This window comes from Geodermatophilus sp. URMC 65, from assembly GCF_053502545.1.
Genome location: NZ_CP199954.1, coordinates 2,284,082 through 2,309,193, shown reverse-complemented (window position 1 = coordinate 2,309,193; position 25,112 = coordinate 2,284,082). Strand labels below are relative to the sequence as shown.

Below are 25,112 nucleotides of genomic sequence, written 5' to 3'. Positions count from 1 at the left end.
GCCGACGGTCGCCGTCCCCGGTCGGGGCGCGAGGTCGGGAGGGTAGCGCACGGGGGACGCCCCCGGACCGCCGTTGCGCTACCGTCCGCGCGGTGCCCCCCGGACCACGGTTGATGATCGTCGGTGCGCCGAAGAGCGGGTCGACGGCGCTGTTCCACTACCTCGCCGACCACCCCGACGTCCGCGCGCACGTCCACCGGGAGATGCCGTTCTTCGGGCGGGACGACGAGTTCGCCCGCGGATGGGACCTCGCTCTGGAGAAGTACTTCGCCCCGTCGTCGGAGGCCCACCCGCTGGTCGCCAAGCACACGATGGCCATGTACGACCGCGTCGCCCTGCGGCGCATCGCCGAGTCGACGTCGGCGGTCGTCGTGGCGGTCCTGCGCGATCCGGTCCGCCGGGCACACTCCCACTTCCACTACGCACGGTTGCGCGGCTGGGAGGACGCGGCCACCTTCGAGGAGGGGCTGGCGCGGGAGGGCAGCCGCTCCGTGAGCTCGCCCCGGCGCGCCCGGGACATGCAGTACGTCGGCGACGGCGTCTACGCGCCGCACGTCCGCGAGGTCCTGGAGGTCTTCCCGCCGGAGCGCCGGCGGGTGTACCTCGCCGACGACCTCCGCGCCGACCCCGCGGGGCTGTGCGCCGAGCTCTTCGAGCTCGCCGGGCTGCCGCCGCACCTGCCGGACGTCTCGCGGGGCCACAACGAGGCCCGTGTGCCCCGGTCCGCCCGCTTCGCGCGCGCCTTCCTCGCCAGCCAGCAGCCCGGGAACCCGGCGCGGGCGCTGGCCTCGAGGTACGTACCCAGCCGGGTGCTGTACCGGGCCCGCTACCTGGTGAACCGGCTCAACGAGACGAGGAGCGCGTTGCCACTGATGTCCCCCGAGACCGCCGCGCGCCTGCACCAGCGGTTCGCCGAGCCGAACGACGCCCTCGCCGAGGTCCTGGCCAGGTCACTCGACGGGTGGAAGGGGTGAACGGAGCAGCCCCCCGACCAGCGGCTGCGTCGGTAGCTTGACCGCCGTGCCCGAGACCGGCTCCACGGACACGCAGTCCGCCGCACCCACCGCCGCGCCCGAGCCTCGCCGACGCCGGCGCTCCCCCGACACCGGCCCCGGTCTCGTGGACTACTGGTCGGCGCTCCGCCGACACTGGAAGCCCGCGCTCGTGGTCTTCGTCGTCGTGCTCGCCCTGTCGATCGGGTCGTTGTTCGTCTTCACGCCGGTCTACCGGGCGGAGGCGGAGGTCCTGCTGCGCACCGAGGACAGCCGGCAGCTGTTCCCCCGCACGGGCGGGGCGACACCCGGAGCGCTGGTCCGGTCGCTGCAGGCCGAGGTCGCGTACGTGGACGGCGACGCCTTCAGGGACCGCGCGGCCCAGGCCGCCGGGGATGCCGGGGAGGTCGAGGTGCGCTACGAGCCCGGGTCGAGCGCGCTGGTCTTCGTGGCCGAGGCCGATGACGCGGAGGCGGCGCGGGCCGCCGCCCAGACCTGGGCCGAGACCTACGTGACCGACCGGCACGAGCTCGACGTCGCCGAGACCACCGCTCTGCGCGACCTCCTGGTGGCCGAGCGGGACGGGTTGGCGGCGCAGCGGCAGGAGATACTCGGGCCGGTCACGGCACTGGACGACGCCATCGCTGCCGAGACCGACGTGACGCAGTCGTTGGAGCTGCTGGACCGCCAACTGGCGTTGCAACGCAGCCTGGCCGCCCAGCTCGAGCCGGTCGAGGCCGAGCTCCGCCGCCTCGAGACGCAGATCTCCGGCCTGGACGTCGACCTGGCCGTGCTGCGGGACCGAGCGGCGATCGCGTACGTGAGCAGCGCCGCCGAACTCCCGGAGGGGCGCGCCAACGGGTCGGTGCGCCAGAGCCTGGCGGTCGGCGTCCTCGCCGGCCTGGTCCTCGCCGCGGGAGCCGTGGCCGCGGCGGACCGGCTGCCCCGCCGCTGACCCCAGGTCAGGCGCGGGCGCGGACGGGAGCGAGCTCCGGGTGCTCGCGGAACCACGCGATCGTCCGCTCCAGGCCTTCGTCGAGCGCCACCTCCGGCGCCCAGCCCAGCACGCTCCGTGCCAGGGTGATGTCCGGCTGGCGCACCGTCGGGTCGTCCTCCGGGCGGGGGACGAAGACGATGGGTGACCGGGAGCCGGTCAGCTCCCGGATCCGCTCCGCGAGGTGCAGGACCGGGACCTCGTGCGGGTTGCCGATGTTCACCGGCCCGGGCGCACTCGACAGGAGGAGTCGCAGCAGCCCGTCGACCAGGTCGCTCACGTAACAGACGGACCGCGTCTGGCTGCCGTCGCCGGCGACGGTCAACGGCTCTCCGGCGAGCGCCTGGCGGATGAACGTGGGGATGGCACGCCCGTCCCGCGGTCGCATGCGTGGGCCATAGGTGTTGAAGATCCGCACGATCGCCGTGTCCACCCCGTGGGTACGCCGGTACGCCGAGGTGAGTGCCTCGGCGAAGCGCTTGGCCTCGTCGTAGACCCCGCGGGGCCCGACCGGGTTCACGTTGCCCCAGTAGTCCTCCGGCTGGGGGTGGACGAGCGGATCGCCGTAGCACTCCGACGTCGAGGCCAGCAGGAAGCGGGCCCGATTCTCCTTGGCCAGCCCCAGGGCGTGGAGCGTGCCGATGGAGCCGACCTTCAGGGTGTGGATCGGCAGCTCGGCGTAGTCGACGGGCGACGCCGGGGAGGCGAAGTGGAGCACGTGGTCCACCGGCTGCGGCACGTGCACGTAGTCGGTGACGTCGGCGCGGACCAGACGGAACCGCGGGTGCTCCAGCAGGTGCTCGACGTTGTCCGGCGTCCCCGTGAGGAAGTTGTCGAGGCAGAGCACCTCCATGCCGCGTTCCAGCAGCGCTTCGCACAGGTGGGATCCCAGGAACCCCGCTCCTCCGGTGACGACTGCGCGCGCCATGCCACGTCCTCTCTCCTGGGGTCCTCCACGGTGACGCGGACGGTGGGTTCGTCCCACGGGTCCGGTCGGAGGACCCCGGACGCTAGCCGGACCGGGCGGTTCCGTGATCCTCCTGCCCCGCGGAGGTCGGACGCGGCCTCCCGGGCCCGATCTCTCGGCCGGGGTCGTTCCGGTTCGGTCACGGGGAGGCAACGATCACCGTCCCGGACTGCGAGGCGGGACGGTCCGGGCCAGGGTCGGGCGCAGACCGCGACAGTCGAGCCGCCGGAGGTCCCCGTGCGCAGCAACCGACTCCTGCCCCTGCTCGCCGCCGGTGCCCTGGTGCTCGGCGCCTGCGGCGGCGGTGGGGAGAGCGTCGACACCGGAACCGGGGGCGGCGGTGGGGGCGGTGGGGGCAACACGCTCGTCGCGGCGGTGTCCGCCCAGCCCGACCAGTTCGACCCGCACGTCACCACGGCCTATCCGAGCTTCCAGGTCCTGGAGAACGTCTACGACACCCTCGTGGTCCCGAACGCCGAGGACCTCACGATGGAGCCGAGCCTGGCTGAGAGCTGGGAGACCAGCGAGGACCAGCTGACCTGGACGTTCACGCTGCGGGACGGCGTGACCTTCCACGACGGCAGCACGTTCGACTCGGCCGACGTCGTCTACTCCTACCGGCGGATCATCGACGAGCAGCTGAGCAACTCCACCCGGTTCGCCAACGTTGCCGCGGTCGAGGCGCCCGACCCGCAGACCGTGGTGATCCGGCTCAGCCAGCCGACGCCGAACCTGCTGGAGCGGATCGGCGCCTTCAAGGGGATGGCGATCCTGCCGGAGAACGCCGCGGAGGACCTCGACCTCACCACCGAGGCCAACGGCACCGGCCCCTTCCGGCTGGAGAGCTCCGACGCCAGCAGCACCGTGCTGACCGCCTACGAGGAGTACTGGGGCGGCGCGCCGAGCGTCGACGGGGTCGAGTTCCGCTACATCACCGAGCCGGCGGCGGCGCTGACCGCCCTGCAGAACGGCGAGGTGCAGTGGACCGACAACGTCCCGCCGCAGCAGATCGAGTCCCTGCAGGGCGACGACACCGTCGAGCTCCAGACGACGCCCAGCGTGGACTACTGGTACATGTCCATGAACTACGCGCAGGCGCCCTTCGACAACCGCGACGTGCGGCGCGCGATCTCCTTCGCCGTCGACCGCGAGGCGGTGGCCGAGGCGGCGCGGTTCGGGGCGGCCCAGCCCAACCAAACGGCGATCCCCGAGGACAGCTTCTTCTACTACGACTACGCGCCGTTCCAGCGCGACCCCGGCCAGGCCCGCCAGCTGCTGGAGCAGGCCGGGGTGCAGACGCCCCTGACCATGGGGCTGATGGTCACCGACCAGTTCCCGGAGACGGTCACCGCCGCGCAGGTGATCGCCAGCCAGCTCGGCGAGGTCGGCATCAACGTGGAGATCGAGACCCTGGACCTCGCGACCTGGCTGGACCGGCAGGGCGCCGGCGACTTCGACGCCTTCATGCTCGGCTGGCTCGGCAACCTCGACCCGGCGGCCTACTACCAGGAGCAGCACCAGACCGACGGGCCGAACAACTACCAGGGCTACAGCAACCCGCAGGTCGACCAGCTGCTGCAGGCCGGGGCGACGGAGACCGACCAGGCCACCCGCAAGCAGATCTACGACCAGGCCGCGCAGATCATCGTCGACGACGTCTCCTACCTGTACCTCTACAACCCCGACGTGGTGCAGGCGTGGGCGCCCGGCCTGGCGGGCTACCAGATCCGGGCGGACAAGGCGATCAACTTCGAGTCGGTGGAGCTGCCCTGACCGGCTACCTCCTCCGCCGGGTCGGCCAGTCCCTCGTCGTCCTGGTGGGGGTGAGCGTCATCGTGTTCGGCCTGGTCCAGCTGGTGCCGGGCGACCCGATCCGGTTGGCCCTCGGAACGCGTTTCGACCAGGAGACCTACGACGCGCTCCTCGCGCGGTCCGGCCTGGACCAGCCGCTGGTCACGCAGTACTTCGGCTGGGCGGGCCGGGCCCTCACCGGGGACCTCGGGGTCAGCTTCCGCAGCGGGGAGACGGTCACCTCGCTGATCGCCGAGCGGCTCCCCGCGACGCTCACCCTGGCGTTCGCCTCGATCCTGGTGGCACTGCTCATCGCCGTCCCGCTGGGCACCCTGTCGGCGCTGCGGCCCCGGTCGGTCGTCGACCGGGTCGCCACGGTGCTCAGCCAGATCGGCATCTCCGTGCCGGAGTTCTGGATGGCGATCGTGCTCATCCTGGTCTTCGCCGGGACGCTGGGCTGGCTCCCCTCGGGCGGCTACGTCCCGCTGACCGAGGACCCGGGCGGCTGGGCGCAGCGGCTGCTGATGCCGGCGGTGGTCACCGGGGTGGTGTCCGGCTCGGTGATCACCCGGTTCGTGCGGTCCAGTGTCCTCGAGGCCCTCGGTGCCGACCACGTCCGGACGGCGCAGGCCAAGGGGCTGCCGGCGCGGCAGGTCTTCACCTGGCACGTGCTGCGCAACGCGCTGCTGCCCCTGGTCACCGTCACCGGCGTGCAGCTGGCCTACCTGCTGTCGGGAGTGGTGGTGGTGGAGATCGTCTTCTCCTGGCCGGGGCTCGGCCAGCTGGCCCTGCAGGCTGTCCAGTCCCGGGACTACCCGGTCCTCCAGGGGGCGATCCTGCTGTTCGCCGTGGTGTTCCTGCTGATCAACCTGGTGGTCGACCTGCTCTACACCGCCATCGACCCGCGGATCCGACGGTGACACACCAGCCGAGTCCTGCTGCGATGAGACACCAGCCGGGTCCTGCTGCGATGAGACACCAGCCGGGTCCTGCTGCGATGACACACCAGCCGGGTCCTGCTGCGATGACACACAGCCGAAGCCCGCTGCGATGACCGGCGCCCCCCTGCCCGAGCCCGCAGCCTCCCCGACCGCCACCGACGCCGGCGTCCCCTCGACCGCGCGGCCCCCGCGGCCGCGCTGGCAGCAGACGCTGGGCCTGCTCGCCCGCAACCCCACCGCGGCGGTCGCGGCGACGGTCCTGCTGCTCATCGTCCTCATGGCCGTGTTCGACGAGACCATCGCGCCGAGCGGCCCCAACGAGATCGCGGTCGAGGACCGGCTGCAGCCACCGAGCCTGGCGCACCCGTTCGGCACTGACGACCTCGGCCGCGACATCCTCAGCCGGGTGATCCTCGGGGCGGCCGTCTCGCTGCGCGTGGGGTTCCTGGCGGTCGCCTTCGCACTGGTCGTCGGTGCCCTCATCGGCCTGCTGGCCGGCTACTACGGCCGCTGGGTCGACGACGTCCTGATGCGGTTCATGGACATCCTGTTCGCCTTCCCCGCGGTGCTGCTGGCGATCGCGGTGCTCGCCGTCCGTGGCCCGGGGGCCGGCAACACCGCCCTGGCCATCGGCATCGTCTACATCCCCGTCTTCGCCCGGGTCACCCGCGCCAGCGTGCTCGGCGTCCGGGAGGAGGTGTACGTGCGGGCGTCGCGGTCGGTGGGGGCGTCGGACCTCCGGCTGCTCACCCGGCACGTGCTGCCCAACGCGGCGCCGCCGATCATCGTGCAGACCTCGATCAGCCTGGCCTTCGCCGTCCTGGCCGAGGCGGCGCTGTCCTTCCTCGGGCTCGGCACCCAGCCGCCCAACCCGTCGTGGGGGCTCATGCTGGCCGAGGGGCGCGGCTTCATCGACCTGGCCTGGTGGCTGGCCTTCTTCCCGGGGATGGCGATCTTCCTGACCGTGCTCTGCTTCAACCTGCTCGGCGACGGGCTGCGTGACGTCCTCGACCCGCGCCAGCGCACGCTCATGGCCGGGAGCGGCAGGTGAGCGCGCCGCTGCTGGAGGTCGACGACCTCCGGGTGCGGCTGCGCACGCCGCGCGGTCCGGCCGAGGTCGTCAACGGGTTGAGCTACACCGTCGGGCGCGGCGAGACGGTCGCCGTCGTCGGGGAGTCCGGCAGTGGCAAGAGCGTCTCGGTCCTGGCGCTGCTCGGGCTGCTGCCCGCCCGCGTGGCCACGGTGACCGGCTCCGCGCGGCTGGACGGCGAGGACCTGCTCGCCATGTCCCCCGAGCGGCTGCGCGAGGTGCGCGGCCCCGGCGTCGGCATGGTCTTCCAGGACCCGATGACCTCGCTCAACCCGGTCCTGACCATCGGCCGGCAGCTGGTCGAGGGCATCCGGGCCCACGGCGAGGTCTCCAAGGCCGCGGCGCGGGAGCGGGCGGCCGGGCTGCTGGCCGAGGTGGGCCTGCCCGACCCGCAGCGCGCGCTGGACCGCTACCCGCACGAGCTCTCCGGCGGCATGCGGCAGCGGGTGGTCATCGCGATCGCCCTCGCCAACAACCCCTCGCTGCTCATCGCCGACGAGGCGACCACGGCGCTCGACGTGACCGTGCAGGCGCAGATCCTCGACCTGGTGGCGGGGCTGCAGAGCGAGCACGGCACCGGGGTCATCTGGATCACCCACGACCTCGGCGTCGTCGCCGGGATCGCCGACCGGGTGCTGGTCATGTACGGCGGGCGCTGCGTGGAGGACGGCACGGTGGACGACGTCCTCGAGCGCCCGGCGCACCCGTACACGCGCGGCCTGCTCGGCGCGCTGCCCGACCTCGCCTCGGCGGGCGACGGTGAGCTCGCGACCGTGCCGGGGGTGCCACCCGCGCCGACCGACCTGCCGCCGGGCTGCGTGTTCTGGCCGCGCTGCCCGGTGCGCTCCGACCCGCGCTGCGCGACCGAGCAGCCGCCGCTGGCGGTGGTGGGCGCGTCCGGCGGGGCCCTGCCGCACCGGGCGGCGACGTGGTGCGAGGAGGGGTCGTGAGCGACGTGCTGGTCTCCGCGCGCGGGCTGGAGGTGCACTTCCCGGTCCGCTCCGGCACTGCGCTGCGGCGGACGACGGGTGTGCTGCGCGCGGTCGACGGCGTGGACCTCGACATCCGGCGCGGGGAGACGCTCGGGCTCGTCGGCGAGTCCGGCTGCGGGAAGTCGACGCTGGGCAACGCGCTGCTGCGGCTGGTGGAGCCGACCGGCGGGACGGTCACCTTCGACGGCACCGACGTCACCGGCCTCGACCGCCGGGCGATGCGGGCGCTGCGCCGGCGCGCCGGGATGGTCTTCCAGGACCCGTTCGCCTCGCTCGACCCGCGCCGGACCGTGCGGCAGACGGTGTCCGAGCCGCTGGAGGTGCACGGCCTGCGGTCGGGACGGCGGGAGCGCGCCGAGCGGGTCGCCGAGCTGCTGGAGCTGGTCGGCCTGGACCCGGCGGTGGCCGACCGCTACCCGCACGAGTTCTCCGGCGGGCAGCGGCAGCGGGTCGGCATCGCCCGCGCGCTGGCCGGCGAGCCGGACTTCCTGGTCTGCGACGAGGCGATCGCCTCGCTGGACGTCAGCGTCCAGGCCCAGGTGCTCAACCTGCTGCGCCGGCTGCAGCGGCAGCTCGGGCTCACGCTGCTGTTCATCTCGCACGACCTGTCCGCCGTCCGGCACGTCTCCGACAGGATCGCGGTGATGTACCTGGGGCGGGTCGTCGAGGTGGGCCCGGCGGCCGCGGTCGGCTCGGACCCGAAGATGCCCTACACCCAGGCGCTGCTCTCGGCGGTGCCCGTGCCGCACCCGTCGCTGGAGCGGACCCGGCAGCGGATCGTGCTGCGCGGCGACGTCCCCTCCCCGGCGAACGTCCCCAGCGGCTGCCGGTTCCGCACCCGCTGCCCGTACGCCTTCGAGCCGTGTCCCGACGTCGACCCGGCGCTGCAGCCGGTCGGCGCGCCGGGGCAGCTCGCCGCCTGCCACCTGCACGGCGTCGTCGGCCGCCCGGTCGAACGCGAGGACGCCGTCGCCGCGGAGTGAGCCGGGGCCGCCGTCGTCCACCCCGGCCGGCCCGCTGGCCCATCTCCTCGCCCGCGCTCCCGAGTTGATCATGGGGTTCGTGCTCGACGACACGCGGCGCGGAGCGTGTGCGGCGGCAACAACCCCATGATCACGGGGTGGGGAGGCGATCACGGGGTGGGGAGGCGATCAGGGGCGGCGTGAGCCGGGGCCGGCGGTGCCACGATCACGCGGTGAGCACGGTGACGCTGCGGCCGATGACCGAGGCGGAGTTCGCGCAGTTCCGGCAGGCCACGGCGCGGGCCTTCGCCGACGAGCTGGTCGCCACCAGCGGCTGGTCGCCCGAGGAGGCCCTCGAGCGGGCCCTGCAGGGCAGCGCCGAGCTGCTGCCCCAGGGGACGGCGACGCCGGGCATGCTGCTGTTCACCGCCCTGCGGGACGACGGGACGCCGGTCGGTCGGCTGTGGCTCGGGCTCACCCACCCCCGCGGCGTCCCGGACTGCGCCTTCGTCTACGACATCGAGGTCGCCGAGGCGCACCGCGGCGGCGGGCTCGGACGGGCGCTGCTGGCGGCGGGGGAGGACGTCGTCCGCGGGCACGGCGTCGCGGCGGTCGAGCTCAACGTCTTCGGGGACAACCCCCGGGCCATCGGGCTGTACAGGTCCTCCGGCTACCGGGTCGTCAGCCAGCAGATGCGCAAGGACCTCGGCGGCTGAACCCCTGGCCCGCTCGGTCGACGACCCGTTGTGCCAGGCTGGCCCGATGGCGGCGACCAAGCAGAAGAGCGGCCACCGGACGGCGGCGCACGGGTTCTACGAGGGCCACTCCGTGCACGCCGCGCCAGGCGTGCACGAGTACGCCGTCGAGCTGGCGCGGACGGCGCTGCCCGACGGCGGGCGGGTGCTCGAGGTGGGCGCCGGCTGCGGTGCGCTCGCGGTGCGGCTGCGCGAGGCCGGCTTCGACGTCGTCCCCACCGACCTGGACCCGCCGCACGACTGGATCCACCGGCTCGACCTGGACGACCCGCAGTGGACCGCGGAGACCCGCGGCCCGTTCGACATGGTGGTGTGCGTCGAGACGCTCGAGCACGTGGAGAACCCGCGGCAGGTGCTCCGCTCGATCCGCTCGCTGCTGCGGCCCGGCGACAAGCTGCTGGTCAGCACGCCCAACGTCACCCACCCGCACTCGCGGCTGAAGATGTTCCTCCGCGGCGCACCGTTCATCTTCGGCCCCCGGCACTACCACGAGCCCGGGCACATCACGATCCTCCCGGACTGGATGCTGACCGAGCACGTCCGGCTGGCCGGCTTCGGCGACATCCGCGTCACGCGCGGCGGCGACACCTTCTACACCGGCCTGACCCGCGCGGCCTACCGCGTCGAGATGGCCCTGCTCGCGCTCCTCGGGCTGCGGCGGCGCGCGCAGCACGGCGAGGGCATCTGCACGTTCGTCACCGCCGTCGCGGTCTGACACGCCGACGGGCGCGCCGCCGTCCGAGAGTCACCGACCGCCCCGGGACCCCCGTCACGCTCGGACCGGTCGACAAGTGGGTGCGTGCTGGGGCGGGTCACCGTGGTCGCTGGGGTGATTGGCAACGATTGGGCGTCGCAGGCGCCGGGGCACGTCGCGCGCGTCCCGGGGAAACGCGCTGCGAGACCTATGGTTTCCGCACCGCCGTCCGCACCGTCGACGGCGCACGGGAACCGTCGCCCTTCCCCGGCGGCGGCCCGTTGTCGGGGGAGGTTGGTGACCGATGAGCATCGTGGGCACCCGGTTCAACGAGGTGGTCCTGGGCGGCGTCGTCCGCCAGGGCTGGTGGCTGGTCGTCGAGGAGGAGGACGGCCCCGGGTTCGTCCTCGCCGGTCCGTTCGGGGACCGCGACGAGGCCTTGTGGGCCCTCGACGACCTCGAGGACGCCCCGGCCGACGTCCACCCCGTGTATGGCGTCCGCCGGGCCGACGGCCTGCTGCGCCGCCGCTCCTCCCCGCAGGACCGGGCCTGGTGGTCGTTCCTCGGCGAGCAGGTCGACCGGCTGCCAGCAGGCTGGGACGCCGACATGGACGACGAGCACCCGCTGCCCGGCCTGGTGGTCGAGGTGGTCGCGGTGCTGGCCGAGGCGGGGCTGTTCCTCTACGACCCCACCGGTGCCGACGGCGAGCTCGGTGGCGTGTGCCTGACCCCTGAGGCGGCCCTGGACGGCGTCGTCGTGAGCTGGCGGCAGCACGACCGGATGAGCCTGGACCAGCTGCACGGCGCCGCCGCCGACGCACTGGTGCAGCAGGTGATGAACCGGGCGCTGGCCGAGGTGCTCTCGGTGCGCGGCTTCGCGGTGGAGCCGCTCGGTGGCGCCTGCGTCGTCCGTGTGGGGGAGCCGGCCGAGTAGGCGTCTGGCTCCCATCGCCTCCCTCCTCCCTCCAGCAGTTGATCATGGGCTTGTTGCGTGAGAACACACCGCGATCCGGCGTGCCGACCGACGACAACCCCATGATCAACACCGGTGGGCGGCGGGATCGGCGTCGCTGCCGCGGCAGCCGCGACCCGCCGGGCTAGCGTGACGCCGTGGCTCCCACCCCGTTCCGCCCGCCCTGGTTCGGCAACCGGGGCGTGCAGGTGCTGGCCGCCGGCGCGCTCGCCTACAGCCTGGTGCAGGTGGTGGTGCAGCTCGTCGACGCCGCATGGGGGGAGGCGTTCCTCTACTCCGCCTGGAGCGTCCTGTTCGGCTACGTGCTGGTCGAGTCGCTCCGCTTCCGCAGGGAGCAGGACGCCGCCCGGGACGAGCCCGGCGACTGATCGGCCAGGGGCGGGATAGCCTCGACCCGCCAGGAGGGCTCGCCTAGTGGCCGATGGCGGCGGTCTTGAAAACCGCTATGGGGTGACACCCATCGTGGGTTCGAATCCCACGCCCTCCGCTCCAGGCCAGCTGCGGATGAGCAGCTCGCCGCCGTCCACGCGGAAGTCGTGGTGCAGCTCGCGGAGGACCGCCAGACCATCGACGTCGACGGCACCAACGCCGCGGAGGTCGAGCACCACGCGGTCGTGGCCGGCGTCGCGGAGCCGGTCGGCCGTGCCCCGCACCAGGTCCGCGCCGCTCGAGGTCAGGTGGCCGCTCACCGTGATCAGTCCCGCCCGCCGGTCGACGACCTCGCTCAGCACCCCGGTCACGCGTCCTCCTCGCTGGCGTTCGTCGGCCACGTGTCCGGCGGTGCTGTGCTCTTGGGTGACCTCGCGAGCTCGGTCACGCGACCGCCAGCGCGGGCTCGCAGACCAGCACCCGCCACAGGCCGGTCCGGTGCAGCAGCTCCTCGGTGCGGCGGTCGGCGCCGCGCAGCACCACCCCGCCGCCGCGGGCCCGGCAGATGCGGTGCGCCCACAGCAGGACGGCGACGACGGCGTCCGGCAGGCGCTGCACCCCGGAGACGTCCACCACCAGGGAGCCGGCCCCGGCGTGCAGCGTGCCGAGCAGCAGCCAGCGGACGTCGGCCAGGCCGTCGGCGAGCAGCCGGTCGTCGAGGTGGACCGTCACCTCCTGCGCCCGGGCCGGCGCGGGTGCCATCGTCACAGGCGTCCTCCTCGTGATCACTGATCGCTATCCTGCGCGCACGGTCTGACAGTTTCCTGGGCCTGGGGTGGGAATCCGCTGCCGCCGGCGTCACCCGCGCGGGGGAGGCCTGCTGGAGCCGCACCGCCGGGACGACGATGGAGGGGGCATGTTCGTCGCCGACTCGCTGCGTGCGCGGGCGCCACGCACCTCGGCGCACTCGATCGTGCTGATCATGGGCGTCTCCACCGTCGTCCTGGCGCTGCTCACGACGTTCGGGCCCAACTCGGTCAGCAGCGCGACGCAGGCCGCCTCCTGGGCGGGGGTCGCCGCGCTGGTCGCGACGATCGCGCTGTGCGTCCTCGTCCCGGCCGAGCGGCTGGACCGCAGGGGCGCCTTCCCCCTCATCGGTGTGGGCGGCGTGCTGTTGACCTGCGTGCTGAACGTGCTGACCGACGACCCCTCCGCCGGCGCCCAGGCGTTCCTCGCCTTCCCGGTGCTCTGGGCGGCGTCACACCTGCGCTGGGCCGCCGTCGCCCTGGTGACGGGCGCGGCCGTGGTGGGCAACGGGATCACCCAGGTGCTGCTCCAGCCCGTCGAGCCGGCGATGCACGACCATCTCGTCATCGGGACCGTGCTCGTCGTGGCGGCCGTGATCCTGGTCCGGACCGCCTCGACGCAGGACCGCCTGGTCGCGGCGCTGCAGCAGCAGGCCGACGTCGACCCGCTCACCGGACTGGTCACCCGGCGGGTCCTGGACGACGCCCTGACCGGCGCCCTCGAGCGGGACCCCATGGGCGACGGGACGGCGCTGGTGCTGCTGGACGTCGACTCGTTCAAGCAGATCAACGACGCGCACGGCCACCCCGTGGGGGACGACGCGCTGGTCCACCTCTCCGGCCTGGTCCGGCGCCAGGTGCGGGCCGGGGACGCCGTGGTCGGCCGCCTCGGCGGTGACGAGCTCGCCCTGCTGCTGCCCGGCTGCACCGCCGGGACCGCGGCCCGGCGCGCCCGGGAGCTGGTCGAGACGGTGCGGGCCTCGCCGTTGCCGCGCGCCGACGGCGACGCGCTGCCGCTGTCGATCAGCGTGGGGGTGGCCCACGCACCGCTGCACGCCGCTTCCGTGCGGGAGCTCTACGCCGCCGCCGACGCGGCGCTGTACCAGGCCAAGCGGGCCGGCCGCGACCGCGTCGAGGTCGCCGTCAGTCCCGTTCCCGGACCAGCCGACGGGCTGCCGCGGCAACGGTCCGCCCCGTGAGCCGTCCCTCGGCCAGGCCGAGGGCCACCACGTCGTCGAAGACCCGCTGGTCCGCGCCGGCCGCGCGGACGGCGGCGTCCATCAGCCGCGGCCAGCGGGAGAGCTCGGAGGCGACCCGGGTGGCGCGCAGGTGCGCGCCGAGCCGCCGCCGCAGCGCTTCCCGGTACCGGGCGCCCGCGCCGGCCCCCGCGGACCACGCCGCACCCGCCAGCGCGCCGGAGAGGACGGCGTAGAAGATGCCCTCCCCGGTCAGCGGGTTGACCAGCGACGCAGCGTCGCCGGCCAGCAGCACCCGGCCGTCGGGCAGCCGCGGTCGGCCGGTGGACAGCGGCAGCCGGTGCGCGCGCAGCCCCTCCGGCGCCACGCCGGGCAGCAGCCGGTGCAGCCCCTCGACCAGCGCCGCGCGGGTCGCGCCGCCGGACACCAGCTCGCCGTAGCCGACGTTGGCCCGCCCGTCGCCGAGCGGGAAGGACCACGCGTAGGCCGGCCACCGCTGCTCGGTGGTCACCAGCACCTGGGTGGCGCCCTGGCCGGGCAGCGCGGGCGCGTAGCCGCGGATGGCCACGGCGAGCCGGTCCGGGCGGTTGGACCCCAGCCCGAGCGCCCGGCGGACGACGGACTCCGCGCCGTCCGCCCCGACGACCACGCCTGCCCGCACGGTGCCGTCGACGGTCACGCCGTCCGCGTCGGCCGCCACGGTGCGCACGGTGGACCGGCGGAACTCCGCCCCGGCCGCCCGTGCCGCCGCCAGCAGCCGGGCGTCGAGCACCTCCCGGGGGACGACGGACGACGGCCGGTGCGTGTCGCGCTCGACGACCGCCCCGCCCGGCGAGCGCAGCGCGAGCCGGGGGACCGGCGGGTACCCGGAGGTCAGCGCGGCCGGGTCGACGCCCAGGCCGGCCAGGACGTCGAGCGCCTCGGGGGCCACGCCGTCGCCGCACACCTTGTCGCGGGGGAAGTCGGCGCGGTCGAGCACCAGCACCGAGGCGCCGCTGCGCCGGGCGGCCAGCGCCGCGGCAGATCCGGCCGGGCCGCCTCCCACGACGACGACGTCCCAGCGCTGCAGCCGCCCCACGCCGGGCGCCCGGCGCAGGTCCCACCCGGTCACGGCGGGGTCGGCGCCCACTTGCGGGCCGGGTGCTCGTAGCGCTCGACGAAGGCCAGCAGCTCCGCCACGTCGGTGACCACGCCCAGCGCGTCCAGCCGGCGGCCGTCGAGGTAGCCGTCGTCGACCATGCGGCGCAGCTGGGCCAGCAGCGGCTGCCAGAACCCGTCGACGTCCACCAGGACGGCCGGCTTGGCGTGCAGGCCGAGCATCCCCCAGGTCCAGGCCTCGAACAGCTCCTCCAGCGTGCCGGCCGCGCCGGGCAGCGTGACGAAGGCGTCGGCGAGCTCGGCCATGCGCGCCTTGCGCTCGTGCATGGAGCCGACCACCTCCAGCTGCGGCAGCCCGGGGTGCGCGAGCTCGTCGTCCACCAGGTGCTGGGGGATGACGCCGACGACGTCGCCGCCGGCGGCCAGGGCGGCGTCGGCGACCACACCCATCAGCCCGGCGCGCCCGCCGCCGTAGACGATGCCGACGCCCGCGCGGGCGAGCCCGGCGGCGAACCCGGCCGCGGCGGATCGGTGGGACGGCGGCCCGCTCCGGGACCCGGTGAAGACGGCGACGCGCACGACGTCGAGCCTGTCACGGCGGCGCCGGCCCGCCGGACGGGGTTCACTGAGGGCGTGTTCTCTCCGACCGACGGCTGGGTGACCTGCGCGCTCGGCCACCGGCACTGGGGCCGGGTCGGCGCGGCCGGGCTGCTCGTGCACCGCGCCGGCGCCGACGGCCCGGAGCTGCTGCTGCAGCACCGCGCCGTCTGGTCGCACCACGGCGGCACGTGGGGGACGCCCGGCGGCGCGCTGCACGCCGGGGAGTCCCCGCAGCACGGCGCCCTCCGGGAGGTGCAGGAGGAGCTGGGTCTGCTGCCGGAGGACCTGGAGCTCGGTCCGGCCTCGGTCGACGACCACGGCGGCTGGTCGTACACGACCGTGCTGGCCCGCCCGCTGCGCGACATCGAGCCGGGCGACCTGGAGCTGGACGGCGAGAGCGACGGCGTGGCCTGGATCGCGCTCGGCGACCTGGTGTCGGTGCCGCTGCACCCGGGCTTCGAGGCGTCGCTGTACCGCCTGCACGACCTGCTCTCCGCCTGAGCCCTGGCGGTCCCCCGTCAGGCGGGGGTCACGGTCGCGGTGAGCGCGCGGTGGTCGCCGACCGGCAGCACGGTGGTCGCGCCGTCGCTCGCGCGCAGCCCGTCCCCGACGGCCAGCAGGTGGTCCAGCTGGGCCCGGGGAGCGGACGCCGGGTAGCTCGGCGCGCGCACGAGCGGGGTCGCCCGCAGCAGCCGGGCGGGCAGCGCGCCGGGCAGGTTGAGGTCGCCGGCCAGCACCACCGGGCCGGGCATCCCGGCGATCCACCGGCGCAGCCGCAGCAGCTGGCGCACGGCGGTGTGCGGGGCGAACGACAGGTGGGTGGCGACGACGGTCAGCGCACCCAGCCGGGCGGCCACGGCGGCCCGCGGCTCGTCGGGGAACCACCACCAGCGCACCCGTCCGGTGCGCGGGTCGGGGCCCTGCACCGGCAGCCGCGCCCGGCCGGAGCCCAGGTCCAGCACCGACCACTCGAGCACCGGCAGCCGGCTGAGCAACGCGATCCCGTAGAGCGGGCCGTCCGCGGGGGTGTGCGGGCCGCGCAGCACCGGCCCGGCCGGGGACCAGCTGCGGAAGGGGTCCGGGGTGCCGGCCACCGTGGCCGCGGCGCGCCAGTCCGCGGCGCCGAGTCCGGCGGCCAGAGCAGCGGCCTGGTCGACGCGCTGGGAGCGGGGCTGCCCGGCGTCGACCTCCTGCACGGCGAGCACGTCGACGTCCAGGCCGGCGACCGCCTTCCCCAGGCCCTCGGCGTCGAGGACCGGACCGCCCGGACTGCGGCCCGAGGCCACGTTGACGGTGCCGACTCGCACGGCGGGCCCCTCGGACACCCCGGCGACGGTACTCGCGGCAGGTGGCGGGGCCGTTCCCGTCAAGGTGCCGCTGCGTGCAGAGGTGCCTACCCTGTGCACGCCCCGTCCTCGACGTTGAGGGAGCCGGCCGGTGTCCTCCCGCCCGCGCCACCTCGCCGCCGGCACCGACCGCCCGCGGCGGACCCGGGCCGCCCTGCTCCCGGACGCGGCGCTCTGCCGGGTGCCCCTGGCGCTGTTCCTCCTCGCCGCCTGCCTCGGCGCCGCGGCCCTGGGGATGATCGCCATCGCCCCCACCCCGACGAGCGGGGCAGCGACCGCGACGCCTCCGGCGCGACGACCGTCCGGCCCGCCGACCCCGGCGAGGGCATCGGCGCGCCGGCCCGGAGGACGCCGCCGCTCGCGGCTCCCACCGCGACGCAGAGCCCGGTCGAGGCCCCCGGCGGCGCGCCAGTCGCAGGCGCACCGGCGGTGGGCGACGCGGTGACGGGCGACCCGGCACCCGGCGTCCCGGCACCCGGCGCCGCCGGGGCGGCCGACCCGGCGGCGCCGATCGGGACCGTCCCCGTGGGCGACCGACCGGTCGCCGCCCAGCCCGGCAGCGGTGCCGCGGCAGCGGGCTCGGGCACCGCCGGGACGTCGTCCGCCGGGGGGACGGCGTCCCGGCAGGGGAGCGGCGGCACCGCGGCCGGCCGTCCGGCGGATGGCGCGAGCGGGGGCTCCAGCAGCGGACCGGGCGGGAGCCCGACCGGTGGTGGATCGATGGGCGGCGCCGGTGGTGGGTCGGCGAGCGGTGGCTCGACGAGTGGCGGCTCGACGGGTGGCGGCGCCCCGGCGCCCCAGCCGCCGGCGCCCACCCCCGCGCCGGCACCCCAGCCGCGCTCCTCCCTGTGCGAGACGGTCGAGGACGGCCTCGGTGGCGTCGTCGGTGTGGTGACCGACGGGGCGGGACGGGTGGTCGGCGGCCTCCTGCCGTGACCGGCCGGCCCCGGCGCTAGGTTCGGTCCATGACCGCCCGCGACGACGTCTCCGAGATCTTCGACAGCGCGGCGTGGCAGCCGGTCGAGGGCCTCGACCTCTCCGACATCACCTACCACCGGGCCGTCGACGCGGGGGTCGTGCGCATCGCCTTCGACCGGCCCGAGGTGCGCAACGCGTTCCGCCCGCAGACCGTCGACGAGCTGATCGCCGCGCTCGAGCACGCGCGGCTGTCCACCGACGTCGGCTGCGTGCTCCTCACCGGCAACGGGCCGAGCCCCAGGGACGGCGGCTGGGCGTTCTGCTCCGGTGGCGACCAGCGCGTCCGCGGTCGGTACGGCTACGAGCACGACAAGGGCCGCTCGAGCGGCCGGCTGCACGTCCTCGAGGCGCAGCGGCTGATCCGCTTCATGCCCAAGGTCGTCATCTGCGTCGTCCCCGGGTGGGCGGCCGGCGGCGGGCACAGCCTGCACGTCGTCTCGGACCTGACGCTGGCCAGCGCCGAGCACGCCCGGTTCAAGCAGACCGACGCCGACGTGGGCAGCTTCGACGGCGGCTTCGGCTCGGCCTACCTCGCCCGGCAGGTCGGCCAGAAGTACGCCCGCGAGATCTTCTTCCTCGGCGACGAGTACTCCGCCGAGGACGCGCACCGCATGGGCATGGTCAACCGCGTCGTCCCGCACGCCGAGCTGGAGCGGACCGCGCTGGACTGGGGGCGGCGGATCGTCGCCAAGAGCCCGACCGCGCAGCGGATGCTCAAGTACTCGTTCAACCTCATCGACGACGGGCTGGTCGGCCAGCAGTTGTTCGCCGGCGAGACGACGCGGCTGGCCTACATGGCCGAGGAGGCCGTCGAGGGTCGGGACGCGTTCCTCGAGAAGCGGGACCCGGACTTCAGCCGCTTCCCCTGGCATGTTTGAGCATCGCGCTGTGCGCCAACGGTACCGCCGTCGCGGCCCCCTTCCGGGTCCCGGCGCGAGCTTGCGAGGGCTGGGGAGAAGGGGGTCCTTCTGGTGATCGTCGAGGTGGTGGGCGGCGCCGACGAGCGGCCCGAGGTGCGGGTGGTCGACGTCGACGACCTGACCGCGGTGTACCTGGCCCTCGGTGCGGTGACCGACGAGGAGGCCGACCAGGCGCTGCGGGACGCCGGCCTCGGCCGGCTGGAGGACGCGCAGACCGGCGTGCTGGAGGTCGCGGCGCTGCGGGCGGCGGCCGAGCCGCAGGCCGGCGGTGGCGACTGGGCGCAGCGGTGGGACGGCGTTGTCACGGAGGCGGCCGACGCGGGCCGCCTGGTGGACGACGGGTCCGGTCTGCAGGTCCGGGTCGAGAGCGCCGCGGGCGCCTGACGCGCAGGGCGACGGGATCGGCGACCCGGGTCCTTTCCGGAACGTGGAATCACCGAAAAAGGTCGAAACACCCGGGCGTCGTCGTTGTGGCGACTCCGGGTGCACGTCACCATGGCCCGGTGACCCGTATCTCCCTGGTCTCGACGTGAGCGGCGCGCCGGGGCGCCCGCTGAGCGCTGAACTGTCCGAGCAGCTGCTCACCGTCGCGGTCGACATCCTGGCCGACGAGGGCTGGGGCAAGCTCAACAGCGACCGCGTCGCTGCCCGTGCCCATGCCGGCAAGGCCGGCATCTACCGGCGCTGGCCCACGATGGCCGCGATGGCGCGCTCGGCGGTGGGACGCTTCACGCTCGTCCGGGTGCCGCCGGACCGGGGCTCGCTCCGCGATGATCTCGCCGCGCTCGTCGACCGGTGGCGCCGGCCCCTGGACCGGGAGGAGCGGGCGGCGGCCAGCCTGGTGGGCGCCGCCCGCCACGAGGAGGACCTGCGCGCCGGTCTGGAGGCCGCGCTGGTCCGCCCGCTCGCCGCGGCCGTGCAGACGATCGGCGCCCGGGAGGCCGAGCGGGGGCAGGCGGTCCCCGCCGCACGGCTGGCGCTGCTGTGCTCGGTGATCGAGGCGTTCTGGTGGCAGCGCTACACCTCCGCCCGCGGCCCCATGAGCCGTGAGGAGGTGCAGCACGTGCTGGACGACGTGCTGCTGCCGCTGGTGGCACCCGACGAGGAGCGCGCTGTCGTCTGAGGTCAGCCGGTGGGCCTCAGCCCCTTGCTCGCCGGTGGGGACATCGCCGTGCTCGCCGGTGGGGACATCGCCGTGCCCAGACCGCTGAACACCTGGTCGGCGACCGAGCAGGCCAGGGTGACGCCCTGCTCGGTGTCACCGAGCAGGGCACCGGCCGGGCCGGTGAGCAGCCCACGGTGCTGGACCATCAGCGTGCGGAGGGCGGCCAGCCAGACCGCGGCGGTCACCGAGGCGGCCGTGCGGACGTCCTCCGGGACCGCGGGGGCGCCGCCCTCGGTCGTCCAGACCTCGTGGAGCGCGTCACCGAGCCGCCCGGTCGCCTCGTGGTGCAGCTCCCGCTCGCGGGCGCGCAGTGCGGGGGAGGCCTCCAGCGTGGCGTCGAACAGCCGGCCCTCGGGAGTCGTGAGCTGCCGGACGTGCAGGGCGACCCGGTCGACGAGGTAGGCGTGCAGGGCGTCGAGGGGGGCGGTGCCCCGGGGACGGGAACGCACCGCCTCGGCCGCGCCCTCCACCCACGGCGTGTGCCCGTCGAAGAAGAGGTCCTCCTTCGTCGGGAAGTGGTTGAAGACGGTCTGGACAGCGACGTCCGCCGCGGCGGCGATGTCCGCGATGGTGACCCCCTCGAAGCCGCGCTCGGCGAACAGCCGCTGCGCGGTCTCGCGGATCAGCGTCCGGGTCCGCGCCTTCTTCCGAGCGCGCCGGTCCATGACCTCACTCACGGTGTCAGGTTAACTCCGTTTCGTACATGCCACGGTGTGCTCCCCCTCACCGGGCCATTGTGCGCTCGGACCGGTCGGCCAGCACGGCTCCTTCCTCCACTTCCACCCGGATGAGCAGATCGACCACCACCTCGGGGTGGGCGGCGACGTCGGCCACGGGGGTGTGCCGGTGGACCGGCGCGTCGCCGTCCGTCCCCGGGCCGCGTGGCCGGTGCGGACGATGGCATCACACTCCCAGGGTGCCTCACGTACGGCGGTGTGTCGCTGGGCTGCGCGGCCGCCCGGGGCGTCGGTCACGCGTCCGACCTGCGGTTGCGCGCTCCGTGGGAGGGGCAGGACCCCGCCATGGACGCATCGAGCACCGGCACCCCCGTCCGCGTCGGACTCGTCGGAGCCGGCGGCGTCGGAGCCCGCCACGCGTGGACGCTGGCGGGCTTCCCCGACGTGGAGCTGGTCGGCGTGACCGACGCCGTCCCCGGTGCTGCCGACGCGCTCGCCGGCGAGCTGGGCGTGCCGGTCGTCGAGGACGTCGACCGGCTGCTCGCACAGCGGCTGGACGGCGTCTGGCTGTGCGTGCCGCCCTTCGCGCACGGCGAGCTGGAGCTGGCCGCCGTCCGTGCGGGCGTCCCCTTCTTCGTCGAGAAGCCGCTGGCCACCGGGGTCGCCGTCGCCGAGGAGGTGGCGCGGGCCGTGGCCGGGGCCGGGCTGCCCACCGCGACCGGCTACCACTGGCGGCACCTGGACACGGTCGCCGCCGCCCGCGCCGTCTGCGCCGCGCACCGGCCCCGGCTGGTCTCCGCGACCTGGTGGGACAAGGTTCCGCCGCCGGCCTGGTGGGCGCGGCGGGAGCGCTCCGGCGGACAGGTGGTCGAGCAGCTCACCCACGTGCTGGACCTGGCCCGGCTGCTGGCCGGTGAGGTGGCCGAGGTCCGCGCCACGGCCGCGCCGTCCACCGCGGAGGGCCGCGATGTCGACGACGCGACCGCCGCTCTGCTCGCGTTCGCGTCCGGCGCCGTCGGCACGGTGACCGCCGCCTGCTCGCTGCCGGGCAAGCTGGCCGCGGGCCTCGACGTGGTATGCGACGGCGCGGCGGTCGAGCTCACCGAGACCTCGCTGTCCGTCACCACCGCCGACGGCGCGCAGCGCAGCGAGCCGCGGGTCGACGGGCGCACCGCGGTCGACCGGGCGTTCGTCGACGTGCTGGCCGGCGGCGCAGCGGCGGAGGGGCTGGTCGGCTACGCCGAGGCGCTGCGCACCCACCGGGTCGCGGTGGCGATCGCCGAGTCGGCCCGCACCGGGGAGGCCGTCCGACCCTGACTCAGCGCAGCGCACGCTGCCGGCGGGGGGACGGGAGCCGGCCGCGGGACCGGGTGGAGGCCCGCGCGCGGGCCAGCGTCGCGGCGTAGAGCCGCTCGTAGCCGTCGGCCATCACGGCCGGGGCGAAGCGGCGGCGGGCCTCGGCGGCGCAGGTCTCCGGATCGATCTCGTCGAGCCGCCCCAGCGCCGCGGTGAACCCCGCCTCGTCGGTGGCGAGGAAGCCGGTGCGGCCGTCGTCCACCAGGGAGGGCAGGCAGCCGCGGGCCATGGCGACCACCGGCGTCCCCGCGGCCAGGGCCTCGCAGACGGCGGTGCCGCCGGGCTCCTCCCAGCGGATGGGGAACAGCACCGCGCGGGAGGTGCGCAGCAGCTCCTCCTTCGCCGCACCGCCGACGCTGCCGATCCAGCGCGCGGCTCCGCCGTCGAGGTGCGGGTCGACGTGCTGGAGGAACCACGCCACGTCGGGGTGCGAGCGGGCCGGGTGGCCGGGGGTGTCGAGGGCCGCCTCCAGCGCCTCCCGGTCGGGCAGCCCGCCGACCGGGCCGGCGAGCACCAGGGGGACGCCGGCCGCGCGGCAGGCGCGCAGAGCGGTGTCGATGCCCTTGGGCTCGCACAGCCGGGCCAGCACCAGGACGGAGCCGGAGCGGTCCGTCCGCGGCACGGGAGGTGGGCCGTCGACCGGCACCGACAGCGGGACGACGCCGACCACCTGCTCGCGCAGCGCCGCCGGCGCCTGCGCCACCTGGGTGTCGGAGACGCCGGCGAACCAGACCCGGCCCCCGCCGTCGAAGGAGCCCCAGAAGTCGGCGTTGCGATGGGTGTCCCAGTGCAGCGTGGCCAGCGTCGGCGGGGCGGCGTCCCCCAGGCCGGCGAGCAGGGCCGGGCCGACCACCTCGACGTGGCTGTGCACGAGGTCGAAGGGCTCGCCGGCCAGGGCGTGCTCGGCGAGGGTCGCCAGCACCACCTGCTCGTGCGCGTGCGCGGTGCCGACCACCTGGGGGTACGGCCCGCCGAGCTGCTCGAACCGGCCGCTGGGGAAGGCACTCACCAGCCCGTCGACCGGCAGCGTCGAGTCGCCCACCGAGGCCAGGACGACTGTGTGCCCCCGGGCGCGCAGCTCGGTGGTCAGCGTGGCGACGACGTTCTCCAGGCCGCCGTAGCCCGGCGGCGGCACCGGCAGCCACGGGCCGGCGTCCATCAGGATCTTCACGACCGGCTCCTCGGTCGGCCCTCGGCGGCGCGGACCGACCGCATCGGCGGGCGCTGCACCACCCCGACGTCCCAGCTGACGCCCTCGAGGCCGTCGGCCGTGCGCAGGAACTGCAGCAGCTCGCGCTCCGGCCGGTCGGTGCCGGGCCGGCGGGCCAGCGCGGTCTGCAGGATCTGCCCGGCCATCCGGCCGAGGGCCGCGTCGGCCTGGTGGGTGTGCTGCCGGGTGCCCAGGTCGACCTGGGCGAGGGCGTCGAGGCCGGCCAGGGCCACCAGGTCGACGAGCAGGCCGAGCTCGACGCCGTAGCCGGAGACGAACGGCACCTGCTCGAGCAGCTCGCGGCGGCCGGCGTACTCCCCGGACAGCGGCTGGACGAAGCCGGCCAGCTCGGGCCAGAAGGCGTTGAGCAGCGGTCGGGCGACGAGCTCGGTGACCCGGCCGCCGCCCGAGGGGACGATGCCGTCGGTGGTGGTCAGCGGCCGGTCGTAGAGCGCCTTGACGTAGCCGACGGTGGGGTCGGTGAGCAGTGGGCCGAGCAGGCCGACGACGAACTGCGGGTCGAAGGCGATGAGGTCGGAGTCGACGAAGACCAGCAGGTCGCCACTGGTGGTGGCCAGCGACTTCCACAGCGCCTCGCCCTTGCCCGGCCGGCTGCCGTGCCGGGGGAGCACCGTGTCGACGGAGACGACGCGGGCACCGGCCGCGGCCGCCACCTCCGCCGTGCGGTCGCTGGACCCGCTGTCGACGACGACCACCTCGTCGACCAGGGGGCAGCGCTCGACCAGTTCCGCGCGGATGGTGGCTACGATGCTGCCCACGGTGCGCTCCTCGTCGAGGGCCGGGAGCACCACGCTCACGGTGCAGCCGTGGGACCTCTTGGCGGTGACCAGGTCCGGCGCCTGCCAGGTCTCCGCGGTGAAGGTCCGGTGATCGAGCCAGCGTCGGACGTCAGGGCGCACGCGTCTCCTCCAGGCCGGGTGCCGACGTCGGTGTCGGCACGGCGGTCCCCGTCGGGCGCCAGGATGCACGAGAACCGGGGGTTGCGGCCGCTGTCCGCGTCCCGCTCCCGGCCCACGGGTGTGCTCCCGGACGCTCACCCCCTGCTCCGCATGGTGAGCAGCGTCCGAGCATGCGGAGGGGCAGTCGCGCGCTGGCGCGCCCGTGGTCGCCGGAGCACGACCACCCCTGCGGGACCTCAGGCCCTGCTTCCTCTTGGAAGCAGGGCCTGAGGTTGACCAGGTGGAGGTGCTGGCGGCCTCAGCCGACGACGACGTCGCCGAGCGGCGGCCGGTACTCGGCCACCGTCGCCATCGGCGGCCGCTCGTCGACAGCCACTGCCGTGCTGTGCGGCACGAACCCGGCGCCGTCGTGCCGGAACTGGGTGAGCAGCCCGCCGGCCTGCCCCCGCCCCGCCCGGGCGAGCACCGTCGACACGACCTGTCCCGCCATCCGGCCCAGCGCCTCCTGCCCCTGCGAGATGTGCCGGCGCACGCCGAGGTCCACCTGCGCCAGCCCGGCCAGCCCGACGAGCTGCAGCAGGTCGACCAGCAGCCCGACCTCCACGCCGTAGCCCGACACGAACGGCACCTGCTCCAGCGCCGAGCGCCGTCCGGCGTACTCGCCGCCCAGCGGCTGCACGAACCCGGCCAGCTCCGGCCACAGCGCGTTGAGCAGCGGCCGCGCGGTCAGCTCGGTGACTCGACCGCCGCCGGCGGGGACGCTGGCGCCGCCCACGTCGAGCGGCCGGGTGTAGCAGCCCTTGACGTACTCGACCTGCGGGTCGATCAGCAGCGGCTCGAGCAGGCCGGGCACGAAGTGCCGCACGTCGCCGAGCAGGTCGGCGTCGAGGAAGACGACGAGGTCGCCGGTGGTCGCGGCCAGCCCCTTCCACAGCGCCTCGCCCTTGCCCGGGCGGCTGCCGTGGCCCGGCAGCACGTCCGCCGCGGCGACGACGTGGGCCCCGGCCGCGCGGGCCACCGCGGCGGTGGCGTCGGTCGAGTCGGAGTCGACGACGAGCAGCTCGTCGACCAGCGGCACCCGTTGGACCCACTGCTCGTGCAGGTCGGCGACGAGCCCGCCGACGGTCGCCTCCTCGTCCCGGGCGGGGAGGACGACGCTGACCCGGTGCTGCCCGCGGCGCTTGGCACGCAGCAGCGCGTCGAGGTCGAGTGCGTCGAGGGAGGGAGCCGACGTGGTCCGGGACTCGAACCAGGCGCGCGCATCGGGTCGCATCGGCCCACTCTCGGCGAGGTGATCACCGCGACGCCACGGGCGCACCG

28 protein-coding genes and 1 tRNA gene are annotated in these 25,112 nt (G+C 75.2%); 19 read left to right on the top strand and 10 right to left on the bottom strand.

Going from position 1 to position 25,112, the window contains the following annotated elements; translation table 11 throughout:
- Window positions 1-92: 92 nt before the first annotated feature.
- The gene (locus ACWIX7_RS11265) at window positions 93-974 is read left to right on the top strand and encodes a sulfotransferase domain-containing protein (RefSeq protein WP_448621621.1); all 882 of its coding nucleotides are present in this window, start codon (window positions 93-95) and stop codon (window positions 972-974) included.
- A 46-nt stretch (window positions 975-1,020) separates the two neighbouring features.
- Window positions 1,021-1,947, top strand: a complete 927-nt coding sequence (locus ACWIX7_RS11260) for a hypothetical protein (RefSeq protein WP_448621620.1) — start codon at window positions 1,021-1,023, stop codon at window positions 1,945-1,947.
- A 7-nt stretch (window positions 1,948-1,954) separates the two neighbouring features.
- Here ACWIX7_RS11260 and ACWIX7_RS11255 read toward each other — a convergent pair whose 3' ends face one another.
- Window positions 1,955-2,914, bottom strand: coding sequence for a UDP-glucuronic acid decarboxylase family protein (locus ACWIX7_RS11255; protein ID WP_448621619.1), 960 nt, complete (start codon window positions 2,912-2,914; stop codon window positions 1,955-1,957).
- Window positions 2,915-3,190: 276 nt separating this feature from the next.
- Here ACWIX7_RS11255 and ACWIX7_RS11250 point away from each other — a divergent pair, with 276 nt between their 5' ends.
- The 10 genes from ACWIX7_RS11250 to ACWIX7_RS11205 all read left to right on the top strand — a co-directional run bounded on the left by ACWIX7_RS11250 (window position 3,191) and on the right by ACWIX7_RS11205 (window position 11,638).
- Entirely contained in the window at window positions 3,191-4,726 is a 1,536-nt protein-coding gene (locus ACWIX7_RS11250) for an ABC transporter substrate-binding protein (protein ID WP_448621618.1), read from the top strand.
- On the top strand, window positions 4,723-5,664 hold the full coding sequence (locus ACWIX7_RS11245; RefSeq protein WP_448622149.1) for an ABC transporter permease: 942 nt from the start codon (window positions 4,723-4,725) through the stop codon (window positions 5,662-5,664). Before ACWIX7_RS11250 ends, ACWIX7_RS11245 begins: the two co-directional genes overlap by 4 nt.
- A 130-nt stretch (window positions 5,665-5,794) precedes the next feature.
- The gene (locus ACWIX7_RS11240; RefSeq protein ID WP_448621617.1) at window positions 5,795-6,736 is read left to right on the top strand and encodes an ABC transporter permease; all 942 of its coding nucleotides are present in this window, start codon (window positions 5,795-5,797) and stop codon (window positions 6,734-6,736) included.
- Entirely contained in the window at window positions 6,733-7,725 is a 993-nt protein-coding gene (locus ACWIX7_RS11235) for an ABC transporter ATP-binding protein (RefSeq protein ID WP_448621616.1), read from the top strand. Before ACWIX7_RS11240 ends, ACWIX7_RS11235 begins: the two co-directional genes overlap by 4 nt.
- A complete protein-coding gene (locus ACWIX7_RS11230; RefSeq protein WP_448621615.1) occupies window positions 7,722-8,750 on the top strand; it encodes an ABC transporter ATP-binding protein in 1,029 nt (342 codons plus the stop codon). The genes ACWIX7_RS11235 and ACWIX7_RS11230 overlap by 4 nt, the downstream gene beginning before the upstream one ends.
- Window positions 8,751-8,962: 212 nt before the next feature.
- Window positions 8,963-9,445, top strand: a complete 483-nt coding sequence (locus ACWIX7_RS11225) for an N-acetyltransferase family protein (RefSeq protein WP_448621614.1) — start codon at window positions 8,963-8,965, stop codon at window positions 9,443-9,445.
- Window positions 9,446-9,491: 46 nt separating this feature from the next.
- The gene (locus tag ACWIX7_RS11220; RefSeq protein WP_448621613.1) at window positions 9,492-10,199 is read left to right on the top strand and encodes a class I SAM-dependent methyltransferase; all 708 of its coding nucleotides are present in this window, start codon (window positions 9,492-9,494) and stop codon (window positions 10,197-10,199) included.
- A 283-nt stretch (window positions 10,200-10,482) separates the two neighbouring features.
- Complete coding sequence (locus ACWIX7_RS11215) at window positions 10,483-11,112, top strand: hypothetical protein (RefSeq protein WP_448621612.1); 630 nt, start codon at window positions 10,483-10,485, stop codon at window positions 11,110-11,112.
- Between the two features lie 176 nt (window positions 11,113-11,288).
- A complete protein-coding gene (locus ACWIX7_RS11210) occupies window positions 11,289-11,519 on the top strand; it encodes a hypothetical protein (protein WP_448621611.1) in 231 nt (76 codons plus the stop codon).
- 32 nt (window positions 11,520-11,551) lie between these two features.
- Window positions 11,552-11,638, top strand: a tRNA-Ser gene (locus ACWIX7_RS11205).
- On the opposite strand, the gene ACWIX7_RS11200 is transcribed toward ACWIX7_RS11205, so the two are convergent.
- Together ACWIX7_RS11200 and ACWIX7_RS11195 are read right to left on the bottom strand one after the other, a co-directional pair.
- Window positions 11,595-11,882, bottom strand: a complete 288-nt coding sequence (locus tag ACWIX7_RS11200) for an STAS domain-containing protein (protein ID WP_448622148.1) — start codon at window positions 11,880-11,882, stop codon at window positions 11,595-11,597. The genes ACWIX7_RS11205 and ACWIX7_RS11200 overlap by 44 nt on opposite strands.
- 82 nt (window positions 11,883-11,964) lie before the next feature.
- A complete protein-coding gene (locus tag ACWIX7_RS11195) occupies window positions 11,965-12,282 on the bottom strand; it encodes an STAS domain-containing protein (protein ID WP_448622147.1) in 318 nt (105 codons plus the stop codon).
- 154 nt (window positions 12,283-12,436) lie between these two features.
- Here ACWIX7_RS11195 and ACWIX7_RS11190 point away from each other — a divergent pair, with 154 nt between their 5' ends.
- On the top strand, window positions 12,437-13,525 hold the full coding sequence (locus ACWIX7_RS11190) for a GGDEF domain-containing protein (protein ID WP_448621610.1): 1,089 nt from the start codon (window positions 12,437-12,439) through the stop codon (window positions 13,523-13,525).
- On the opposite strand, the gene ACWIX7_RS11185 is transcribed toward ACWIX7_RS11190, so the two are convergent.
- Both ACWIX7_RS11185 and ACWIX7_RS11180 read right to left on the bottom strand, forming a co-directional pair.
- On the bottom strand, window positions 13,470-14,633 hold the full coding sequence (locus ACWIX7_RS11185) for an NAD(P)/FAD-dependent oxidoreductase (protein WP_448621609.1): 1,164 nt from the start codon (window positions 14,631-14,633) through the stop codon (window positions 13,470-13,472). The genes ACWIX7_RS11190 and ACWIX7_RS11185 overlap by 56 nt on opposite strands.
- Window positions 14,630-15,199 (bottom strand): LOG family protein, encoded by a 570-nt coding sequence (locus ACWIX7_RS11180; protein ID WP_448621608.1) that lies wholly within the window; start codon window positions 15,197-15,199, stop codon window positions 14,630-14,632. Before ACWIX7_RS11180 ends, ACWIX7_RS11185 begins: the two co-directional genes overlap by 4 nt.
- A 54-nt stretch (window positions 15,200-15,253) precedes the next feature.
- Here ACWIX7_RS11180 and ACWIX7_RS11175 point away from each other — a divergent pair, with 54 nt between their 5' ends.
- Window positions 15,254-15,721: an NUDIX domain-containing protein gene (locus ACWIX7_RS11175; RefSeq protein WP_448621607.1), complete on the top strand. Its 468-nt coding sequence runs from the start codon at window positions 15,254-15,256 to the stop codon at window positions 15,719-15,721.
- 17 nt (window positions 15,722-15,738) lie between these two features.
- Here ACWIX7_RS11175 and ACWIX7_RS11170 read toward each other — a convergent pair whose 3' ends face one another.
- Entirely contained in the window at window positions 15,739-16,545 is an 807-nt protein-coding gene (locus ACWIX7_RS11170) for an endonuclease/exonuclease/phosphatase family protein (protein ID WP_448621606.1), read from the bottom strand.
- A gap of 462 nt (window positions 16,546-17,007) precedes the next feature.
- Here ACWIX7_RS11170 and ACWIX7_RS11165 point away from each other — a divergent pair, with 462 nt between their 5' ends.
- From ACWIX7_RS11165 to ACWIX7_RS11150, 4 genes are all read left to right on the top strand, one after another.
- Complete coding sequence (locus tag ACWIX7_RS11165; RefSeq protein WP_448621605.1) at window positions 17,008-17,502, top strand: hypothetical protein; 495 nt, start codon at window positions 17,008-17,010, stop codon at window positions 17,500-17,502.
- A 29-nt stretch (window positions 17,503-17,531) separates the two neighbouring features.
- A complete protein-coding gene (locus ACWIX7_RS11160) occupies window positions 17,532-18,422 on the top strand; it encodes a 1,4-dihydroxy-2-naphthoyl-CoA synthase (RefSeq protein WP_448621604.1) in 891 nt (296 codons plus the stop codon).
- A 93-nt stretch (window positions 18,423-18,515) separates the two neighbouring features.
- A complete protein-coding gene (locus ACWIX7_RS11155; protein WP_448621603.1) occupies window positions 18,516-18,848 on the top strand; it encodes a hypothetical protein in 333 nt (110 codons plus the stop codon).
- A gap of 145 nt (window positions 18,849-18,993) precedes the next feature.
- Window positions 18,994-19,587, top strand: coding sequence for a TetR-like C-terminal domain-containing protein (locus tag ACWIX7_RS11150; protein WP_448621602.1), 594 nt, complete (start codon window positions 18,994-18,996; stop codon window positions 19,585-19,587).
- Between the two features lie 2 nt (window positions 19,588-19,589).
- On the opposite strand, the gene ACWIX7_RS11145 is transcribed toward ACWIX7_RS11150, so the two are convergent.
- On the bottom strand, window positions 19,590-20,306 hold the full coding sequence (locus ACWIX7_RS11145) for a TetR/AcrR family transcriptional regulator (protein ID WP_448621601.1): 717 nt from the start codon (window positions 20,304-20,306) through the stop codon (window positions 19,590-19,592).
- A gap of 345 nt (window positions 20,307-20,651) precedes the next feature.
- On the opposite strand from ACWIX7_RS11145, the gene ACWIX7_RS11140 reads away from it, so the two are divergent.
- The gene (locus tag ACWIX7_RS11140; RefSeq protein ID WP_448621600.1) at window positions 20,652-21,623 is read left to right on the top strand and encodes a Gfo/Idh/MocA family protein; all 972 of its coding nucleotides are present in this window, start codon (window positions 20,652-20,654) and stop codon (window positions 21,621-21,623) included.
- 1 nt (window position 21,624) lies between these two features.
- Here the strand turns inward: ACWIX7_RS11140 and ACWIX7_RS11135 are convergent, their stop codons facing one another.
- From ACWIX7_RS11135 to ACWIX7_RS11125, 3 genes are all read right to left on the bottom strand, one after another.
- Window positions 21,625-22,833 (bottom strand): glycosyltransferase, encoded by a 1,209-nt coding sequence (locus ACWIX7_RS11135; RefSeq protein WP_448621599.1) that lies wholly within the window; start codon window positions 22,831-22,833, stop codon window positions 21,625-21,627.
- Window positions 22,830-23,792, bottom strand: coding sequence for a glucosyl-3-phosphoglycerate synthase (locus ACWIX7_RS11130; RefSeq protein WP_448621598.1), 963 nt, complete (start codon window positions 23,790-23,792; stop codon window positions 22,830-22,832). The genes ACWIX7_RS11135 and ACWIX7_RS11130 overlap by 4 nt, the downstream gene beginning before the upstream one ends.
- Before the next feature lie 298 nt (window positions 23,793-24,090).
- Window positions 24,091-25,065 carry a glucosyl-3-phosphoglycerate synthase gene (locus tag ACWIX7_RS11125; protein ID WP_448621597.1) on the bottom strand — a complete coding sequence of 325 codons (975 nt, stop codon included), beginning with the start codon at window positions 25,063-25,065 and terminating at the stop codon, window positions 24,091-24,093.
- Window positions 25,066-25,112: the final 47 nt, after the last annotated feature.

Coding starts and splice junctions, on each gene's coding strand:
- ACWIX7_RS11195 (WP_448622147.1), bottom strand. CDS start 12,282: ATGGCACCCGCGCCGGCCCGGGCGCAGGAGGTGACGGTCCACCTCGAC.
- ACWIX7_RS11160 (WP_448621604.1), top strand. CDS start 17,532: ATGACCGCCCGCGACGACGTCTCCGAGATCTTCGACAGCGCGGCGTGG.
- ACWIX7_RS11125 (WP_448621597.1), bottom strand. CDS start 25,065: ATGCGACCCGATGCGCGCGCCTGGTTCGAGTCCCGGACCACGTCGGCT.
- ACWIX7_RS11255 (WP_448621619.1), bottom strand. CDS start 2,914: ATGGCGCGCGCAGTCGTCACCGGAGGAGCGGGGTTCCTGGGATCCCAC.
- ACWIX7_RS11240 (WP_448621617.1), top strand. CDS start 5,795: ATGACCGGCGCCCCCCTGCCCGAGCCCGCAGCCTCCCCGACCGCCACC.
- ACWIX7_RS11220 (WP_448621613.1), top strand. CDS start 9,492: ATGGCGGCGACCAAGCAGAAGAGCGGCCACCGGACGGCGGCGCACGGG.
- ACWIX7_RS11140 (WP_448621600.1), top strand. CDS start 20,652: ATGGACGCATCGAGCACCGGCACCCCCGTCCGCGTCGGACTCGTCGGA.
- ACWIX7_RS11215 (WP_448621612.1), top strand. CDS start 10,483: ATGAGCATCGTGGGCACCCGGTTCAACGAGGTGGTCCTGGGCGGCGTC.
- ACWIX7_RS11190 (WP_448621610.1), top strand. CDS start 12,437: ATGTTCGTCGCCGACTCGCTGCGTGCGCGGGCGCCACGCACCTCGGCG.